Genomic DNA, 17,857 nt, shown 5'->3' with positions numbered 1-17,857 from the left:
GCCTAGGGGCGTGGGCGCACCGCAACGAAAACCGGCCCCGCGCATCCCCCATTCGGATGCGCGGGGCCGGTAATCGTGGGCCCGGTCGCGTTAGTCGGCGGCCGGCAGCTCCGGGGCGCCGGCGGCGGGGCCGGCGTCGACGGCGGCCAGCTCACGCTGGGTCGTCGTGAACACGAACTCGCCTCCGACGAAGTCGACGGCGATGTGGTCGCCGGCGTTGAGTCGGCCGTGGAGGATCTCCTCCGACAGCTTGTCTTCGACCTCGTGCTGCACGGCGCGGCGCAGCGGGCGGGCTCCGAGGGTCGGGTCCCAGCCGACCTTGATGAGCTGCTCCTTCGCGGCCTGCGAGACCTCGATCGTCATGTCGCGGTCGAGCAGGCGCTCGGCGAGACGCTTCATGAACAGGTCGACAATCTGCAGCAGCTCCTCCTGGTTCAGCTGCGGGAACACGATCGTGTCGTCGACGCGGTTCAGGAACTCGGGCTTGAAGTGCTTCTTCAGCTCTTCGACAACCTTGGCGCGCATGGCGGTGTAGGTCGCCTCGGTGTTGCCTTCGATCGTGAAGCCGACGGGGCCGCCGGTGATGTCCTTCGTGCCGAGGTTCGTGGTCATGATGATGACCGTGTTCTTGAAGTCGACGACGCGACCCTGACCGTCGGTCAGGCGACCCTCTTCGAGCACCTGCAGCAGCGAGTTGAAGATGTCGGGGTGCGCCTTCTCGATCTCGTCAAAGAGCACGACACTGAACGGCTTGCGGCGCACCTTCTCGGTGAGCTGGCCGCCCTCCTCGAAGCCGACGAAGCCGGGAGGGGCTCCGAACAGCCGCGAGACGGTGTGCTTCTCGCCGTACTCCGACATGTCGAGCGAGATCAGCGCGTCTTCGTCGTCGAAGAGGAACTCGGCGAGCGCCTTGGCGAGCTCGGTCTTTCCGACGCCGGTGGGGCCGGCGAAGATGAACGAGCCGCTGGGGCGCTTCGGGTCTTTCAGGCCGGCGCGCGTGCGGCGGATCGTCTTGGCGAGCGCCGAGATGGCCTCGTTCTGACCGATGACGCGCTGGTGCAGCGCCTTCTCCATGAAGATCAGGCGGCTGGACTCTTCCTCGGTGAGCTTGAACACCGGGATGCCCGTGGCCTGTGCCAGCACTTCGGCGATGACGCCCTCGTCGACGGTTCCGCCCGCGGCGACCTCGCCGGCACGCCACTGCTTCTCGAGGCGCAGCCGCTCGCCGAGGAGCTTCTTCTCTTCGTCGCGCAGGCTCGCAGCCTTCTCGAAGTCTTGGCCCTCGATCGCCTCCTCTTTTTGCGTGCGCACGGCGGCGATCTTCTCGTCGAACTCGCGCAGCTCGGGCGGCGCCGACAGGATCGACAGACGCAGGCGCGCGCCGGCCTCGTCGATCAGGTCGATGGCCTTGTCGGGCAGGAAGCGGTCTTGCACGTAGCGGTCGGCGAGGTTCACGGCGGCCACGAGCGCGCCATCCGTGATCGACACCTTGTGGAACGCCTCGTACTTGTCGCGCAGACCCTTGAGGATGTTGATCGCGTGCGGCAGCGCCGGCTCGTTGACCATGACGGGCTGGAAGCGACGCTCGAGCGCGGCGTCCTTCTCGAAGTGCTTGCGGTACTCATCGAGCGTGGTCGCGCCGATGGTCTGCAGCTCGCCGCGGGCAAGCAGCGGCTTCAGGATGCTCGCAGCGTCGATCGCGCCCTCGGCGGCGCCCGCACCCACCAGGGTGTGGATCTCGTCGATGAAGACGATGATGTCGCCGCGGGTGCGGATCTCCTTCGTGACCTTCTTCAGTCGCTCCTCGAAGTCACCGCGGTAGCGGCTACCGGCAATCAGCGAGCCGAGGTCGAGCGAGTAGAGCTGCTTATCTTTCAGCGTCTCGGGCACCTCGCCCTTGACGATCGCCTGCGCGAGACCCTCGACGACGGCCGTCTTGCCGACCCCGGGCTCACCGATCAGCACGGGGTTGTTCTTCGAGCGGCGCGAGAGGATCTGCATGACCCGCTCCGCCTCCTTCTCGCGGCCGATGACGGGGTCGAGCTTGCCCTCGCGCGCGGCGGCGGTGAGGTTGCGGCCGAACTGGTCGAGCACCTGCGAGCCCTTGTCGCTGGAGGTCGACTCGCCGCCGACGGCGACCGCTTCCTTGCCCTGGTATCCGCTGAGCAGCTGGATGACCTGCTGGCGCACCTTGTTCAGGTCGGCGCCGAGCTTGACGAGCACCTGCGCGGCGACGCCCTCGCCCTCGCGGATGAGCCCGAGCAGGATGTGCTCGGTGCCGATGTAGTTGTGGCCGAGCTGCAGGGCTTCGCGCAGGCTCAGCTCGAGCACCTTCTTGGCGCGCGGCGTGAACGGGATGTGCCCGGTCGGCTGCTGCTGCCCCTGGCCGATGATGTCTTGCACCTGCTCGCGCACCGAGTCGAGCGAGATGTTGAGTGACTCAAGCGCCTTCGCGGCGACGCCCTCCCCCTCGTGAATCAGCCCGAGCAGGATGTGCTCGGTACCGATGTAGTTGTGGTTGAGCATCTTGGCCTCTTCTTGGGCCAGCACGACAACCCGACGGGCTCGGTCGGTAAAGCGTTCAAACATGTCGTCACTCCTCACGGCGGCGGAATGGGATGCCTCCGGTTACATCGAGGGTAACCACGGCGGGTGCCGCATCCTGCCCCTGTTCGCCGTGGGCGTGACGGGGTTCGGCGCCCTCACAGAAACCTCGTGACGGGACCTCGAATCGTAAGGGACGCGGCGTAGGGTGAGCGCGTGAGCAACCTCGAGGTCGAGCCGGCCGAGCTGCTGTGCGACGACACCACCGCGCCCCGGTTCCAGCTGCTCGAGCCGCGTGAGGTTCCGCTCGGCGGGCCGCGCGCGATGACCGTGCGCCGCACTCTGCCGCAGCGCGGGCGCAGCCTCATCGGGGCGTGGTGCTTCCTCGATCACTATGGCCCCGACGACATCACCGAACGGGATGCCGGCATGGTCGTCCCTCCCCACCCCCACACCGGACTGCAGACCGTCAGCTGGCTGTTCGAGGGTGAGATCGAGCACCGCGACTCGACGGGCGCCCACCAGATGGTGCGGCCCGGCGAGCTGAACCTGATGACGGCGGGCTCGGGCATTCAGCACTCGGAGGTGTCGACGCCGACGACCACCCGGTTGCACGGAGCGCAGCTGTGGGTGGCGCTGCCGGACCGCGACCGGCACATCGCGCCGTTCTTCGAGCACACGGAACCCGTGCCGGTGCGGCTCGGTGACGCGACCGTGCGGGTGTTCGTCGGCGAGCTGCCCGAGCTGGCTGATCACGCGGCGGTGGCCCGCACGTTCACACCACTGCTCGGGGCGCAGCTCGACCTGCCGGCGGGGGCCGTCATCGACCTGGCGCTCGACCCGGCGTTCGAGCACGGCGTGCTCGTCGACTCCGGCCACGCGACGCTCGACGACGAGCACGAGGTGGCGGCTACGCAACTCGGGTACCTCGCGCCGGGCGCCAACTACCTGCGTATCGAGGCGGGGGCCGACGCGCCGCTGCGCATCCTGCTGATCGGCGGAACCCCGCTCGGCGAGCCGATCGTCATGTGGTGGAACTTCATCGGCCGCGACCACGACGAGATCGTCGCATTCCGCGAGCGCTGGCAGACGGACGTCATCGACGACGCCGACCGCGCGGGTCGATTTGGCCACGTGGATGGGTATGACGGGCCCGCGCTTCCCGCGCCCGCCCTGCCGAGCATCCGCCTGAGGCCCCGCGAGCAGCCGTAGCGCCTAGCGCGCCGCGCACCACTCCTTCGCCTCCTCGAGGCTCGCAACCTCGACCGCGCCCGAGACGATTCCGCGCTGCGCCCCATCCACAATGACGACGGCGTGATCGTGCTGCTCGAGCCGATCAATCGCCTCCTGCAGAATCCGCTCACCCACCTGGTGCACGCGCGTCACCCGGTCCAGGTCGAGCACCAGCACCCGGTCGGAGGACTCCAGCACATCCTCGATCGCGTTCAACACTCCGCGCATCGACGCGAACACCAGGTCGCCCTGCACCGACACCACGCCGGCGCCGTGCTCGGGCCAGCGCTCCTCGCTCTCACGCACCACCGGCAGATTCCCGCCGGGCAGGGTCAGCGCGTGCAGCTCGTAGCGGTTCGCGAGATCCTGCGAAGCGGAAACGGCTCGCACCGAGTTGCCCCGCGCATCCAATTTCGGGCTGAACAGGCCCATACCGAACTGGCCGGGACTCGCCGTGATCAGCCCCCCAGAAACCCCACTCTTCGCCGGCGTCCCGACCGTGAGCAACCACTCGCCCGAGTAGTCGTACATTCCACACGTGGCCATGACCGTCAACACGTGCCGGGCCACCGTGCCGCTGAAGACCCGGTCACCCGTCAACGGGTTGACGCCGCCCGACGCGAGCGTGGCGCCCATGACCGCGAGATCGCGAGTCGACACGAGCACCGAGCACTGCTTCAGGTACACCTCCATCGTCGGGTCAACCTCGTCGGTGAGCGATCCTGCACTGCGCATGAAGTGGGCGAGCGCACGGTTGCGGTCGCTGGCGCCCTGCTCCTCCTCGTACACCGTCTCGTCGAATCCGAGCGGGCGGCCGGCAGCGGCCTCCATCAACGCGTGGATGCGCTCATACTTCTCATGCGCGTCCGCCCCGTCAACGAGGGCACACGTCACGATCGCCCCCGCGTTGATCATCGGATTGTCGGGGCGCCCCGTCTCCTCCTCCAGGCTGATCGCGCTGAACGCTTCGCCGCTCGGCTCGGCCCCCACGTGCTCGTGCACCGACTCCAGCCCGCGATCGTTCAACGCCAGCGCGTACGTGAACGCCTTCGAGATCGACTGCACCGAAAACTCGACGTCGGTGTCGCCGGCTGCCGACACGTAGCCGTCGGGAGTGCAGACGGCGAGCCCGAAGAGTCGGTGGTCGGCGTTTGCCAGCGTCGGGATCGACGCTGATACCTCGCCGCGATAGTCGTGTCGCAGCCGCTCGTGCAATTCGCCGAGCGCCCGCCCGATGGGGTCCCCGATCAGACTCGCCACGCCGTGCTCCCCCCTCGCCGCCGTTCGAGCTCACGAGCGGACAGAGTCGTCCGCGCCGCCGCCGCTTCTCACTCGTGCGGGTCGGCACCCTGCTTCTCGATGCGCGCCCGCTCTTCAGCCTCGATCTCGCTGAACGTCTGTCGTTCGGCGCGGTCGGCGCGAATGATCGCGCGCATCGCGAACCAGAACAGCAGCCCGAGAAGGATCGTGGGCGTGACCGAGAAGATCACATTCCCCCAGAACGATTCAGGCATGCCCACATGGTACGCGGGGATGCTCGGAGCGGCCCCCACGCAGACCGTCGCGCCCGCGGCGCGCGGCCGGGCGAGCGCGACGGCTCCTACGAGTCCTGCAGCTGACGGCGGCGGTAGACCAGGCCGACGGACAGGACGACCACGCTAACGGCGGCAACGCTGCCGAGCGCGATGGGGATGATGACGGCCGCGTCGGAGCCCGTCGGAGAAGGGCCACGAGCATCCCCGCCGTCGAGCGGCAGGGTCGGCAGCTGGAAGCCATCGAGCTCACTCAGGCCCGGCTCAATCGTGACGTCGCCGACTGCGGCCGACAGCCGACCCTCGTCGGCGACGGCGACGACGCAGTACCTGCCCGCGTCGAGCCCGGCGGTCACGATGGTGACGGCGAACGGCTCGCCCGCACTCACCGTGACAACGCGATCCAGCACAGACGGGCGGCAGTCGCCCAGCACCTGAGGAGCCAGCGACAGCGTCACGTCAACGTCACCGGCGCCGCCCACAATGCCCTCAACCCGCAGATCGCCGGCAACCGTCTCACCCTGCGCGGGGGACGTGATGCGCAGCGAGTCAACGGCGAAGGCGCTGTCGGCCCAGGCGATCGCGAAAACGATCGCCATGCCAGCGATGAAGCTCGCAGCCGTGCGCAGGCGCAACTTAATAGCCATGGGGGTTCGCCGTTCGGGTCGGGCGAAGGTCGTCGGCGCGGGTACGCCAGACACATCGGGTTCGGGTCGGGTGCTGTCTGAACGAACCGCCGTCGGGGTGTCGGCCGGGTAGCCGGGTGCGGTCCTTTCGGACAGCCTCAGGCTAGAGCCGTACTGGCGCGAGTCGCTCGCCCCAGTACGGGGGTGATGCCGCGTGCGCGGCGCGGCCGCTACTGGCCCGACTTCTCGATGATTCCGAAGATGCCCGAGAGCAGCAGATAGGCGCCGAACCCGCCAACGACCAGCCACAGGGCGAAGCGGTTCATCGACACGCCCTGCTTCTTCTTCTCGTCGTCTCCGGGGAGCTTCAGCTCGTCGTCGCGGTTGAACACCATGGTGTGAGGCTACTCCGCGCTACTTGACCAGCGGGAACAGGATCGTCTCGCGAATACCGAGACCGGTCAGCGCCATGAGCAGGCGGTCGATGCCCATACCCATTCCGCCCGACGGGGGCATGCCGTGCTCGAGCGCCGTAAGGAAGGCCTCGTCGAGCTGCATCGCCTCAAGGTCGCCGCCGGCGGCGAGCTTCGCCTGGGCGACGAACCGCTCGCGCTGAATCACCGGGTCGACGAGCTCGGAGTAGGCCGTCGCGAGCTCGAAGCCGCGCACGTAGAGGTCCCACTTCTCGACGACGCCCTTCTTCGTGCGGTGTTCGCGCACGAGGGGGCTCGTGTCGACCGGGAAGTCCATGACGAAGGTCGGCCGGGTGAGCGAGCCCTTGACGTAGTGCTCCCACAGCTCTTCGACGTACTTGCCCGGCAGCGGGTGGTCGATCTCGATGTCGACAGCGTCGGCCAGCTTCTTGAGCTCGGCCATGGGGGTTTCGGGGGTCACCTCGACGCCCGCCGCCTCGCTCAGCGACTCGTACATGCTGAGGCGATCCCACTCGCCGCCGAGGTCGTATTCGGTGCCGTCGGCCCAGGTGACGACGTGCGACCCGGCGACGGCGAGCGCCGCGTTCTGGATCATCTCTTGCGTCAGGTCGGCCATCTGGTGGTAGTCGCCGTACGCCTGGTAGGCCTCGAGCATCGCGAACTCGGGGCTGTGGGTCGAGTCGGCGCCCTCGTTGCGGAAGTTGCGGTTGATCTCGAACACCCGCTCGATGCCGCCCACGACGGCGCGCTTCAGGAACAGCTCGGGGGCGATGCGCAAGAACAGTTCGGTGTCGAACGCGTTCGAGTGCGTCACGAACGGGCGGGCCGAGGCGCCGCCGTGCATGGTCTGCAGCATCGGCGTCTCGACCTCGAGGTAGCCGTGGTTGGCGAAGGTCTGGCGCAGGCTCGCGACCGCGAGCGCCCGGGCTCGGACCGTCTGGCGGGCCTGCTCGCGCACGATGAGGTCGAGGTAGCGCTGGCGCACGCGCGTCTCTTCGCTGAGTTCTTTGTGCAGGGTCGGCAGCGGCAGAATCGCCTTCGCCGCGATCGCCCAGCTCGACACCATGATGCTGAGCTCGCCGCGGCGGCTCGTGATGACCTCGCCCTCGACGAAGACGTGGTCGCCGAGGTCGGTGAACTCTTTCCACTGGGCGAGCGACTCGTCGCCGACTTCGGCGAGCGACACCATCACCTGGATGCGGGAGCCGTCACCCGACTGCAGCGTGGCGAAGCAGAGCTTGCCGGTGTTGCGGCTGAACACGATGCGGCCGGCAAGCGCGACGCGCTCCCCGGTCTGCACGTCGGCCTCGAGCTCAGGGAACCGCTCACGCACGGCGGGGATGCTGTCGGTCACCTCGAGACCGATCGCGTACGGTTCGATGCCGGCCGCGAGCATCCGCTCACGCTTGTCGAGGCGCACCTGCTTCTGCTCGGCGATCTCCTCGATCGTCGGCTCGTCGCTCGCGTCGGCGGGCGCCGCGCTCGTCGGCGCTGCGGTGTTCTCGGTCATGCGTGGGGCTCCTCGGTCAACCGCTCTAGCCTAACGGCGCGCGTACGCACCCTGACTCGACGCGGGCCCCCGCGCAGGTGTCGTCCCCCTGCCCCGCGCGCCCCGCCCCGCGGCGCGGCGCCCCGCGGCGCCCCGCGGCGAACCGGAGCCGCTGCATTGAACGAGAGCCCCACCAAGCGGGCTCCGGTTCACCAATGCGGCTCCGGAAGGGCGGGGCGAGGGCGAGAGGTGTGCGAGGACGAGTGTGCGTGGGGGCGAGTGCGCACGGAGGCGAGTGGGCACGGGGGCGAGTGCGCACGGGGGCGAGTGGGCACGGGGGCGAGTGCGCACGGAGGCGAGTGGGCACGGGGGCGAGTGCGCGCCCAGGACGCGGGCACCGCCGCACAAAGCGACGCAGGACATGCACCCCCTCGCGCGACTACTCCGGTGGAGGAAGTCCTACACAAGCGTAGGGACACACATCGCGCAGCTATCTAGCTCCGGTGTAGGAAGTCCTACACCGGAGTAGTGGCGGTGAACCCCGCATGCTTCTCGGCAGCCCCCGGCAGCGGGCACCGCGGGCGCGGCAGCACGAGCCTCGCAGCACCGCGAACCCAACGGCTCAACGGCCCGACGGCCCAACGGCCCAACGGCCCAACGGCCCAACGGCCCAGGATCAGCCGAGCGCGATCGCGGCCGTGTCGATCAGGCGCGTGCCGCCGACGCGCGCGGCCACGAGCATCCGGGCGGCGCCGCGGTGGTCGTCGGCGACCGGGTCGAACGTCGCCGGGTCGACGAGAGCAACGTAGTCAACGTCGACCTCGGGGTGACCGGCGAGCGCCGACTGGGCCGCCGCCAGGGCCGCGTCCACCCCACCGTCAGCGGCCGAGCGGGCCGCGTCGAGGGCCGCCGGAATCGCCAGCGCCACCCGGCGGTGGGGCTCGTCAAGGTAGGCGTTGCGGCTCGACAGGGCCAGCCCATCGTGGTCGCGCACGGTGTCGACGACCTCCACGCGGGTGTCGATGTCGAGGTCGCGCACCATGCGGGTGACGAGAAACACCTGCTGGGCGTCCTTCTCGCCGAACAGCACGACGTGCGGGGTGACGATACCGAGCAGCTTCGCGACGACGGTGAGCACCCCGTCGAAGTGGCCCGGGCGCGAGGCCCCCTCGAAGCGCTCGCCGACATCGCCCGCGGTCACCCGGGTCGCGACGCCGCCCGACGGATACATCTCGTCGGCACTCGGCGCGAACACCGCGTCGACTCCGCGCCCGGCGAGCAGCGCACGGTCGGCCTCCAGGCTGCGCGGGTAGCGCTCGAAGTCTTCGCTCGGACCAAACTGCAGCGGGTTGACGAACACCGACACGATGACGCGGTCGGCCAGTTGCGCAGCGCGGTCAACGAGCGCCAGGTGGCCGTCATGCAGCGACCCCATGGTCGGAACGAGCGCGACCGACTGACCGGATGCTCGCCACGCATCCACGGCCGATCGCACGCCGGCGACGGTGTCGATCACGACCGGCGGAGCGGGGGCAGCGTCGTGGGTCACGGTGCCCCATTGTGGTCGTTGTCGGCCTCCGGCACGAATCGTTCCGGGTCGATGCGGCTGCCACTCGCCTCGCGCAGGGCATTCTCGACCGCGGAGCGCACCACGGCGCCGAGCACGCGACCCGGCTCGTCGACGCCAATGCTGCGCAAGCCGTCGACCGCCTGGTCGACAACGGCACGCGAGAACTGCGACGCGGCCGCGATCGCGTCGGCGTACGCGGGCCGGTCGGCTTCGTCGATCACGATCGGCTCAGCGCCCATCTCGACGACGAGCGCCTGGGCGATGGGCAGCACGGGGGCGGGAGCCGTCACGGCGCACCACGCCTCGCGCAACCGCATCAGATCCATGGATGTGCCGGTGAAGTCGAGCGCCGGATGCACGGCCAACGGAATCGCACCGGCCGCGCGCGCCGGGTCGAGCACGCCGACGCCGTGGCCGGGCGCCGTGTGCAACACCAGCTGGCCGGGCTGCCACGCACCAGCCGCGGCCAGCCCCCGGACGAGGTCGGGCAGCTCGTCGGAGGGCACGGCCAGCACAACGAGCTCGCTGCGCTCAACGATCTCGGGCACGCGCGCGACGGGCGCGCCGGGCAACAGCGTGTCGACGCGGTCGATCTCGTCGTCGCTCACGGCCGAGACACCCACGATGGCGTGGCCGGCTCCGGCAAGCGCGGCGCCCAACACGGGGCCGACCCGCCCCGCGCCGACGATGCCGACGCCGAGGCGCCCGTCGCGTGCGGTCACGACGCGCCCTCCCGGGCCGGAGGTTCGTCGGCGGCGCGAGGGGCCAGCGCGATCTCCGCGGCGTCGGCTCCCGCGGCGTCGGCCCCCGCCGCGGCACCCCAGCGGTGGCTCGTGTCACGCTCGGCCGCGGCGATCGCCCGCCCGCTGACGTGCTCGAAGAAGCTGAGCGCGTGGTCGCGGTCGAGGGCGCCGATTCCGGCGCTGATGGGGCCTGCGACGGTGTGCACGTCGACGGCTCCGAGTCGCAGCGCGCGCAGGATCGGCCCCTGAGTGAGCGCAACCGATTGGATGCGCGGGTACGGAACCAGCGTGAGGGCACGCCAGATCGCGCCGGTGCGCAGCATGACGAGTTCGGGCGTCAGGGCGGTCGCGTTGCGCTTCACGGAGAACCAGCGCAGCGGCCGGGCTCGGCGCGGCGAGGGGACGAATCCCCCCTCGTCGCCCGAGCCGGTGAGGCCGAGGTCGATCATCGGCATCGAGTCGTCGGTGACTCCGGCGGGTAGCAGCAGGCGCAGCACGGTGCGCACGTCGTCGGCGTTGCCGACGGGGAGGATCGTGGTCTGCGCCTGGCCTCCCGCACCCTGCGCCGACGAGCGGGAGGCCCGGTTGACGGCGATCTGCCACCAGCCGAACGGCCGCCACAACAGCGGCTGGCTCACCTTGACCGAGTGAATGCGCCCCGGCGGCAGCGTCTCGTTCGAGGTTGAGAGCAGACCGAATCCGACCCGCACGCCGTCGGGGGTCGCCGCGATCGAATAGCGCAGCGATCGGGTGATGCGGCTGATGAGGAAGCCGCCGATACCGATCATGGCGGGAATGAATCCCGCGATGAGGGCGATCTCGCCCGTCAGCGTGATGCCCGTGATGAGGCCGGCGGTGAGCAGCACGAAGATGATCGCGGGGCCGCCGAGCACCGTCGAACCGATGAGCCGCCCCGGGTCCATGTGCACGACCGACTCGGGCTCGGCGAGGTTCGGGTCGAGCTCGGGTGCGAGAAACTCGTGCACCCGCTGATCGATGACGTTCGAGCCAAGCGTGAGGGGGGCGCCCGGTGGCACCTCGGCGCCCTCGTTGCTGCCTCGTGCGTTGCGTCGCGCCCCCGAGGCGAGCAACAGGATGTCGCGGCGCAGAGCGTCGGCCTGCGCGCCGGTCAAGTACTGCAGCGGAACGTTCGCGTCGTTGCCCGCGACCGAGATCTCGAGCTTCGCGGCCCCAAACAGGCGCGGGATGAACGGGCGAACGATGTTGATGCCCTGAATGCGATCGAGGCGCCCTTTTCGGTTAGTCCGAAACAGGATGCCCGACCGCACCTCGACGACCTGGTCTGTGATGCGGAACGAGTGGAAGCGCCACGACAGCCAGAACCCGGCGACGATCAGGAGCAGGAGTCCGAGTAGCGCCGCCGCCGCTTGCAGGATGAGGTTCTCGGCGAGGATGTACTCGAACAGGGGGTCTTCGGGCGTGAACTCGCCGCTGCCGGGAAGGATCGCGTCGAAGAAGCGCTCGCGGAAGTTCGCGACGATGATGCCGACGATGATGAGCAGAGTCAGTCCACCGCGAAACAGCGGCGTCGCCCGGTGCAGGCGGTGCCACTCACCGTCGGTGAAGTCGGTCGCGGTGGCCTCCCGCTGCGGCGCGAGCTCGTCGCTCACAGACCCGCCCGGCGCGTCTCGGCGACCGCGACGAGGTGGTCGCGCAGCTGTTCGGCACGCTCGAGCGGCAGCCCGGGAATCAGCACGCCGCTCGAGGCGGCCGCCGTCACGAACTTCAGCTCGGCCAGACCCAGCATGCGCGCGACCGGTCCGCGGCTGATGTCGACCAGTTGCATTCGCCCGTAGGGCACCGCGACGAACCGCTGAAAGAGGATGCCGCGGCGAAACAGCAGGTCGTCGTCACGCAGCGCGTAACCGATGGCCCGCACGCGGCGGGGGGTGAAGGCGATCACGAGCAGGAAGATCGTGCCGAGGGCAACGGGCAGAATCCAGCCGAGCGACCAGCCGATCCAGTACGGGGTGAACGAGGCGACGGTCATGATGCCGCCGAAGATCAGCCAGCCGACGATGTCGACCACGATATACTTCGGCGACACGCGCTGCCACTCGCCGGGCTCGACGGGCAGCTCGATTCGGGCGGAGGTCGACGACTCGGGAGCGGCGGTCGGCGACTCGCGATCGGCGGTCGGCGTCTCGCTCGCGGGTGTCGGGTCGGTCACGCGGTTGTCTCCCTCAGCCGGCAGCGGGAGCCGCGTCGGCGTCATCATCGTCGGCGGGCGGCGGCACCGAACAGAAGTGTTCGGCGACGAGCGCGGCGCCCAGCAACACGACCGCGCCCACGAGGGCCGCCCCCGTGGTCAGCGCAGAGCCTACCGGCACGACCGTACGACTCAACAGGTAGATCAGGATGCCCGCGGCTGCGCCCGCGAGCAACGCACCGCCCAGCGCGCTCGCCTTCGCGAGCACGACGATGCGGGTCGCATAGAAGGGGTCGATGCGCCGCTCTCCGGCGGCCGCGCGGCGCACCGGCCAGGCTCCGGCGAGCAGGGCGGCCGCGATCAGCACGAGGGCGATGGCGAGCGACACCGGCGGCACGAAAACGGGCCGGCCCTGGCCGGCGAGCAGCGTGTCGGCGATGAAGCCGACGACCGCACCCACGACGGCGAGCGCAAGCAGCGGGCCGGGGGTCGTGCGCGTCACGGCGCACCCCCGGTGTCGGTCGCATCTGCGGCGGCGCGGTCGGATGCGCGCAGCGCGGCGAGCAGGTCGGCGACCCGTCCGCGGGCGCCGAGCCGAGCATCCGGGTCGATTTCGAGCCAGGGTTCGAGCACGAACTCGCGCTCGTGCGCGCGGGGGTGCGGCAGGGTCAGACGGGAGTCGTCACGCGTGACATCGCCGTATTGGATCAGGTCGAGGTCGAGGGTGCGGTCGGCCCAGCGGGCGACGTGGGCGCCGCGGTCGCGCCCGTGCTCGCGCTCGATGCGCAACAGATGGTGCAGCAGGTGCGTGGGGGCGAGCGCCGTGTCGATGAGGGCAACACCGTTCAGGTAGCCGGGCTTCGACGGGTCGGGCCCCTCGGGCGTGAGCGCGATCGAGTCGTGCCAGCGCGAGCAGGCGACGACCTGCGTGGCGGGCAGCGCGGCGAGCGCCACGAGCGCGTCGTCGAGCGCGGCAATGCGCTCACCGAGGTTCGCGCCGAGGGCGATGACGGCGCGCGTGAGCGGCGCATCCCGGGTGACCGTAACGGCCACGTCGCCAAACGGAACCGCGATGGGCGCCTGGGGCTTGTGCACCGTCACGGTCGCGCGATGCACGCCCTCGCGCGCGAGGCACACGGCGGCCAGCCGCTCGGCGAGCGTCTCGATGAGATCGACCGGGTCGCGCTCGATGGCGGCGACGAGGTCATCGGCAAGCTCGCCGTAGTGAACGGTGTCGGCGACATCGTCGCTCGCTGCCGCGGGGGACAGGTCGAGGTGCAACACGACGTCGACGACGAAGGGCTGGCCGTCGCGGCGCTCGTCGGGGTAGACACCGTGGAAGCCGGTGGCGGTGACGCCCGTCAGGGTGATCGTGTCGGCGGTGGTCACGCCGCGCCCCCGCGCCAGGCGCGCCACACGGCGAGCGCCTGCGCGTTCGCCGTGACGTCGTGCACGCGCACGGCGGCAACCCCCGCGTCGGCGCACAGGACGCTGACGGCGGCGGTCGCGACATCGCGGTCGCTCGGCTGCTGGGTGCTCGGCAGCAGAGCGCCGAGGAACCGCTTACGCGAGGCTCCCACCAGCAGCGGGTGGCCGAGTGAGCGCAGCGTGGCGAGCCCCCGCAGCAGCTGCCAATTGTGCTCCGGCCCCTTCGCGAAGCCGATTCCCGGGTCGAGCCACAGCCGCTCGGGCGCGATCCCGGCGGCCAGCAGCGCGTCCCGTCGAGCGCGAAGCTCGGCCGTGACGTCGGCGACGACGTTGCCGTAGTCGCTGACCTGGTCCCAGCGGTGCGAGTGGCCGCGCCAGTGCATGGCGACGTAGTCGGCGTCGAGCCCTGCGACCGTCGCCGCCATGGCCGGGTCGGCGAGCCCACCCGACACGTCGTTGACGATCGTCGCCCCGGCCTCGACGGCGGCTGCGGCGGTCGAGGCGTTCATCGTGTCGATCGACACCGGGATGCTCGCGGCGGCGAGCGCGCGGATCACCGGCAGCACGCGCCCCTGCTCAACCTCGGGGCTGACGCGTTCGGCCCCGGGACGCGTCGACTCGCCACCCACGTCGATGACCGTGGCGCCGTCGGCGACCATGCGCTCGGCGTGCCGGAGCGCGACCTGCGGGTTCACAAAGCGGCCGCCGTCGCTGAACGAGTCGGGAGTGACGTTCAGGATGCCCCAGATGGCGGGGCCGGCGAGCGCGGGGCCGGCGGGCGTGCTGCTCGTGTCCGTCACGCAGCACCCCGGCCGATGAGCGCCATGACGGCGGCCTGCTGGTCGGGGGCCGCCAAGGTGCCGCGGGCCGCGACCGTCACGGTTGAGGAGTCGGCGTAGCGTACGCCGCGGGCGGCGACGCAGCCGTGCCGGGCATCCACGACAACGAGCACGCCGTGCGGGCGCACGGCGGCATCGAGCGCGGCGGCGACGTCTTCTCCGAGCCGCTCTTGCAGCTGAGGCCGTGCCGACACGATCTCGATGAGCGCGGGAATGCGGCCGAGGCCGATGATGCGCTCGTCGGGCACGTAGGCGACGTGGGCGACGCCCGTAAAGGGCAGCAGGTGGTGTTCACACATCGAGCGCAGGGCGATGTCGCGCAAGACGACCAGCTCTCCCCGCTCACCGGGGTCGGTCGCCATCTCGGCCGAGTCTTCCAGCATCGGCACGGGGTCGACCCCGACGCCGGCGAAAAAGTCGGCGTAGCTCGACGCCACCCGCTGCGGCGTGGTCGCCAGCCCCGGGCGGGCGGGGTCGTCACCGATCGCGGCGATGATCTCAGCCACCGCCGCCTCGATGCGTGCGGTGTCGATCGGGCTCATGGATGCTTAGTCTGTCGCAGAATCGGGGGCCGCGTCGTGGTGCGCCACACCGGCGCCGGCGCGCTCGTCGGCGTCGCTGTGCGCCGTCTCGGCGGCGACCGCGTCTTCGATCTGCGGCTTCTCGGGCATCGGCACCGGCGGAATGTTCGGCAGGGGCCGGCCCTCGCTCGACAGCCACTGCGGACGCTCGGGCAGCTTCTTCACATCGGCGAAGATCTCGGCCAACTGCACGTGGTCGAGCGTCTCCTTCTCGAGCAGCTCGCTCGCGAGCCGGTCGAGGATGTCGCGGTTGTCGTTGAGCACGCGCCAGGCCTCGTCGTGCGCCTGCTCGATCAGCGCGCGCACCTCCGCGTCGACGCGCTCAGCGAGCTTCTCGGAGTAGTCACGCTGATGACCCATGTCTTTGCCGAGGAAGACCTCGCCGCTCGACTGGCCGAGCTTCACGGCGCCCACTTCGGCGCTCATGCCGTACTCGGTGACCATGCGGCGGGCGATGCTCGTCGCCTTCTCGATGTCGTTGCTGGCGCCCGTGGTCGGGTCGTGGAACACGATCTCTTCGGCGACGCGGCCACCCATCGCGTAGGTCAGCTGGTCGAGCAGCTCGTTGCGGGTGACCGAGTACTTGTCGTCGATCGGCATCACCATCGTGTAGCCGAGAGCGCGGCCGCGGGGCAGGATCGTCACCTTCGTGACGGGGTCGGTGTTGCGCATCGCCGCCGCCGCGAGTGCGTGCCCGCCCTCGTGGTAGGCGGTGATGAGCTTCTCGTGGTCGCGCATCACGCGGGTGCGGCGCTGCGGGCCGGCCATGACGCGGTCGACGGCCTCGTCGAGCGCCTCGGCGGTGATCTGCTCGCCACCCTGACGCGCGGTGAGCAGCGCAGCCTCGTTCAAGACGTTGGCGAGGTCGGCCCCGGTGTAGCCGGGAGTCTTGCGCGCGACGACCTCCAGGTCGACGCCCTCGGCAACCGGCTTGCCCTTCGCATGCACCTCGAGAATCTTGCGACGGCCCTCCATGTTCGGAGCATCCACCTGAATCTGCCGGTCGAAGCGTCCGGGCCGCAGAAGCGCCGGGTCGAGGATGTCGGGGCGGTTCGTCGCCGCGATCATGATGACGTTCGTGTTCGGGTCGAAGCCGTCCATCTCGACGAGCATCTGGTTGAGGGTCTGCTCGCGCTCGTCGTGGCCGCCGCCCATGCCGGCGCCGCGGTGGCGGCCGACGGCGTCGATCTCGTCGACGAAGATGATCGCCGGCGCGTTCTCTTTCGCCTGGGTGAACAGGTCGCGCACGCGGCTCGCGCCCACGCCGACGAACATCTCGACGAAGTCGGATCCCGAAATCGAATAGAACGGCACGCCCGCCTCACCGGCGACCGAGCGGGCGAGCAGCGTCTTGCCGGTCCCGGGAGGACCGTAGAGCAGAACACCCTTCGGGATGCGCGCCCCCACCGCCTGGAACTTCGACGCATCCTTCAAGAAGTCCTTGATCTCGTGCAGTTCTTCGATGGCCTCCTCGGCACCGGCGACGTCGTCGAAGGTGACCTGCGGGCTCTCCTTGCTGACGAGCTTTGCGCGCGACTTGCCGAACTGCATGATGCGTCCGCCGCCGCCCTGCAGGCGCGTGAGCAGGAAGTAGAAGATGATGCCGATGATGAGGAACGGGATGATCAGCCCGAGGATCGAGGCGAAGAAGTTCGTCTGCGGCACCTCGTCGGTGAAGTCCTCGATGCCGGCCGCCTCGACGGCCGCGATGAGCGCGTCGCCGCGCTGCGACACGTAGTAGAACTGCACCTGGGTGCCGAACTCCTCGTACTCCTCCGCGAGGGTGACATCGACGCGCTGCTGGCCGTCGATGATCGTGATCGACTCGACCTCGGCGTTCGCGATGACGTCGAAGCCCTCGGCCGTCGAGATCTCGCGGAACCCGCCCTGCGTGAGCAGGCTAAAACCGACAATGAGTGCGACCGCGCCCAGCGCGATGTAGAGGAAGGGGCCTTTGAACAGGCCCTTCCACGAAAACTTCTTCTTCGCCTTCGCCATGATCCCTTGAGGCTACCTTTTGCGCCGCGTGCGGCCGCTGGATGTTCGCCGGAGGCGCACCGAGAGCCCCGAGGTGGCTGGTCTACTGGTAGACGTGCGGGGCGAGCACCCCGATGGCGCGCAGGTTGCGGTACTTCTCGGCGAAGTCGAGGCCGTACCCGACGACGAAGGCCGGCGGAATCTCGAAGCCGACGTACTCGACGTCGACCTCGACCTTGGCGGCCTCGGGCTTGCGCAGCAGGGCGAGGATCTTCACGCTCGCCGCCCCGCGCGACTCGAGGTTTGCGCGCAGCCACGACAGGGTGAGCCCCGAGTCGATGATGTCTTCGACGATGAGCACGTCGCGGCCCGCGATCTCGGTGTCGAGGTCTTTCAGAATGCGCACGACGCCGCTCGACTCGGTGCTGGCGCCGTACGAGCTGACGGCCATCCAGTCCATCTCGACGTGCATCTTCAGTTCGCGCGCGAAGTCGGCCATCACCATGACGGCGCCCTTGAGTACGCCCACGAGCAGCGGCGGGTTGCCGGCGTAGTCGGCCTCGACCCGGCGGGCCAGCTCAGCGAGCTTCGCGTGGATCTCCTCCTCGGTGATGAGCACCTCGGTCAGGTCGGAGCGGATCTCGTCGACGTCCACGGGCGGGTCCTCCAGGGGTCAGAACTGGTGTCAGAT

At 69.8% G+C, this 17,857-nt stretch carries 18 protein-coding genes; 2 read left to right on the top strand and 16 right to left on the bottom strand.

Going from position 1 to position 17,857, the window contains the following annotated elements; translation table 11 throughout:
• Positions 1-90 precede the first annotated feature (90 nt).
• Positions 91-2,589 carry an ATP-dependent Clp protease ATP-binding subunit gene (locus ACK4SC_RS03805; RefSeq protein WP_409614965.1) on the bottom strand — a complete coding sequence of 833 codons (2,499 nt, stop codon included), beginning with the start codon at positions 2,587-2,589 and terminating at the stop codon, positions 91-93.
• Here ACK4SC_RS03805 and ACK4SC_RS03800 point away from each other — a divergent pair.
• Positions 2,588-2,719 (top strand): hypothetical protein, encoded by a 132-nt coding sequence (locus ACK4SC_RS03800; protein WP_409614963.1) that lies wholly within the window; start codon positions 2,588-2,590, stop codon positions 2,717-2,719. The genes ACK4SC_RS03805 and ACK4SC_RS03800 overlap by 2 nt on opposite strands.
• Before the next feature lie 41 nt (positions 2,720-2,760).
• Positions 2,761-3,756: a pirin family protein gene (locus ACK4SC_RS03795; RefSeq protein WP_409614961.1), complete on the top strand. Its 996-nt coding sequence runs from the start codon at positions 2,761-2,763 to the stop codon at positions 3,754-3,756.
• 3 nt (positions 3,757-3,759) lie between these two features.
• Here the strand turns inward: ACK4SC_RS03795 and glsA are convergent, their stop codons facing one another.
• From glsA to hpt, 15 genes are all read right to left on the bottom strand, one after another.
• Positions 3,760-5,037: a glutaminase A gene (gene glsA, locus ACK4SC_RS03790; RefSeq protein WP_409614959.1), complete on the bottom strand. Its 1,278-nt coding sequence runs from the start codon at positions 5,035-5,037 to the stop codon at positions 3,760-3,762.
• 68 nt (positions 5,038-5,105) lie between these two features.
• The gene (locus tag ACK4SC_RS03785; protein WP_096423197.1) at positions 5,106-5,291 is read right to left on the bottom strand and encodes a hypothetical protein; all 186 of its coding nucleotides are present in this window, start codon (positions 5,289-5,291) and stop codon (positions 5,106-5,108) included.
• Positions 5,292-5,377: 86 nt separating this feature from the next.
• Positions 5,378-5,956, bottom strand: coding sequence for a hypothetical protein (locus tag ACK4SC_RS03780; protein WP_409614957.1), 579 nt, complete (start codon positions 5,954-5,956; stop codon positions 5,378-5,380).
• 209 nt (positions 5,957-6,165) lie between these two features.
• The gene (locus ACK4SC_RS03775; protein WP_409614955.1) at positions 6,166-6,330 is read right to left on the bottom strand and encodes a hypothetical protein; all 165 of its coding nucleotides are present in this window, start codon (positions 6,328-6,330) and stop codon (positions 6,166-6,168) included.
• Between the two features lie 19 nt (positions 6,331-6,349).
• Positions 6,350-7,879, bottom strand: a complete 1,530-nt coding sequence (lysS, locus tag ACK4SC_RS03770) for a lysine--tRNA ligase (RefSeq protein ID WP_409614953.1) — start codon at positions 7,877-7,879, stop codon at positions 6,350-6,352.
• A 655-nt stretch (positions 7,880-8,534) separates the two neighbouring features.
• Positions 8,535-9,407: a pantoate--beta-alanine ligase gene (gene panC, locus ACK4SC_RS03765; protein ID WP_409614951.1), complete on the bottom strand. Its 873-nt coding sequence runs from the start codon at positions 9,405-9,407 to the stop codon at positions 8,535-8,537.
• A complete protein-coding gene (locus ACK4SC_RS03760; protein WP_409614950.1) occupies positions 9,404-10,150 on the bottom strand; it encodes a Rossmann-like and DUF2520 domain-containing protein in 747 nt (248 codons plus the stop codon). The genes panC and ACK4SC_RS03760 overlap by 4 nt, the downstream gene beginning before the upstream one ends.
• On the bottom strand, positions 10,147-11,802 hold the full coding sequence (locus ACK4SC_RS03755; protein ID WP_409614949.1) for a PH domain-containing protein: 1,656 nt from the start codon (positions 11,800-11,802) through the stop codon (positions 10,147-10,149). The genes ACK4SC_RS03760 and ACK4SC_RS03755 overlap by 4 nt, the downstream gene beginning before the upstream one ends.
• The gene (locus tag ACK4SC_RS03750; RefSeq protein WP_409614947.1) at positions 11,799-12,362 is read right to left on the bottom strand and encodes a PH domain-containing protein; all 564 of its coding nucleotides are present in this window, start codon (positions 12,360-12,362) and stop codon (positions 11,799-11,801) included. The genes ACK4SC_RS03755 and ACK4SC_RS03750 overlap by 4 nt, the downstream gene beginning before the upstream one ends.
• 13 nt (positions 12,363-12,375) lie before the next feature.
• Positions 12,376-12,843, bottom strand: a complete 468-nt coding sequence (locus ACK4SC_RS03745) for a DUF3180 family protein (RefSeq protein WP_409614945.1) — start codon at positions 12,841-12,843, stop codon at positions 12,376-12,378.
• Positions 12,840-13,730 (bottom strand): 2-amino-4-hydroxy-6-hydroxymethyldihydropteridine diphosphokinase, encoded by an 891-nt coding sequence (gene folK, locus ACK4SC_RS03740; protein ID WP_409614943.1) that lies wholly within the window; start codon positions 13,728-13,730, stop codon positions 12,840-12,842. The genes ACK4SC_RS03745 and folK overlap by 4 nt, the downstream gene beginning before the upstream one ends.
• The gene (gene folP / locus ACK4SC_RS03735) at positions 13,727-14,569 is read right to left on the bottom strand and encodes a dihydropteroate synthase (protein WP_409614941.1); all 843 of its coding nucleotides are present in this window, start codon (positions 14,567-14,569) and stop codon (positions 13,727-13,729) included. Before folP ends, folK begins: the two co-directional genes overlap by 4 nt.
• Entirely contained in the window at positions 14,566-15,150 is a 585-nt protein-coding gene (gene folE, locus ACK4SC_RS03730) for a GTP cyclohydrolase I (protein ID WP_409614939.1), read from the bottom strand. The genes folP and folE overlap by 4 nt, the downstream gene beginning before the upstream one ends.
• A 6-nt stretch (positions 15,151-15,156) precedes the next feature.
• Positions 15,157-17,187 carry an ATP-dependent zinc metalloprotease FtsH gene (gene ftsH, locus ACK4SC_RS03725; RefSeq protein WP_409614937.1) on the bottom strand — a complete coding sequence of 677 codons (2,031 nt, stop codon included), beginning with the start codon at positions 17,185-17,187 and terminating at the stop codon, positions 15,157-15,159.
• A gap of 82 nt (positions 17,188-17,269) precedes the next feature.
• Positions 17,270-17,821 carry a hypoxanthine phosphoribosyltransferase gene (gene hpt / locus ACK4SC_RS03720; RefSeq protein WP_409614935.1) on the bottom strand — a complete coding sequence of 184 codons (552 nt, stop codon included), beginning with the start codon at positions 17,819-17,821 and terminating at the stop codon, positions 17,270-17,272.
• Positions 17,822-17,857: the final 36 nt, after the last annotated feature.

This window comes from Microcella sp. (assembly GCF_046293215.1).
In the GTDB taxonomy this organism is placed as follows: domain Bacteria; phylum Actinomycetota; class Actinomycetes; order Actinomycetales; family Microbacteriaceae; genus Microcella.
This window is presented reverse-complemented; position numbering and strand designations above follow the sequence as displayed.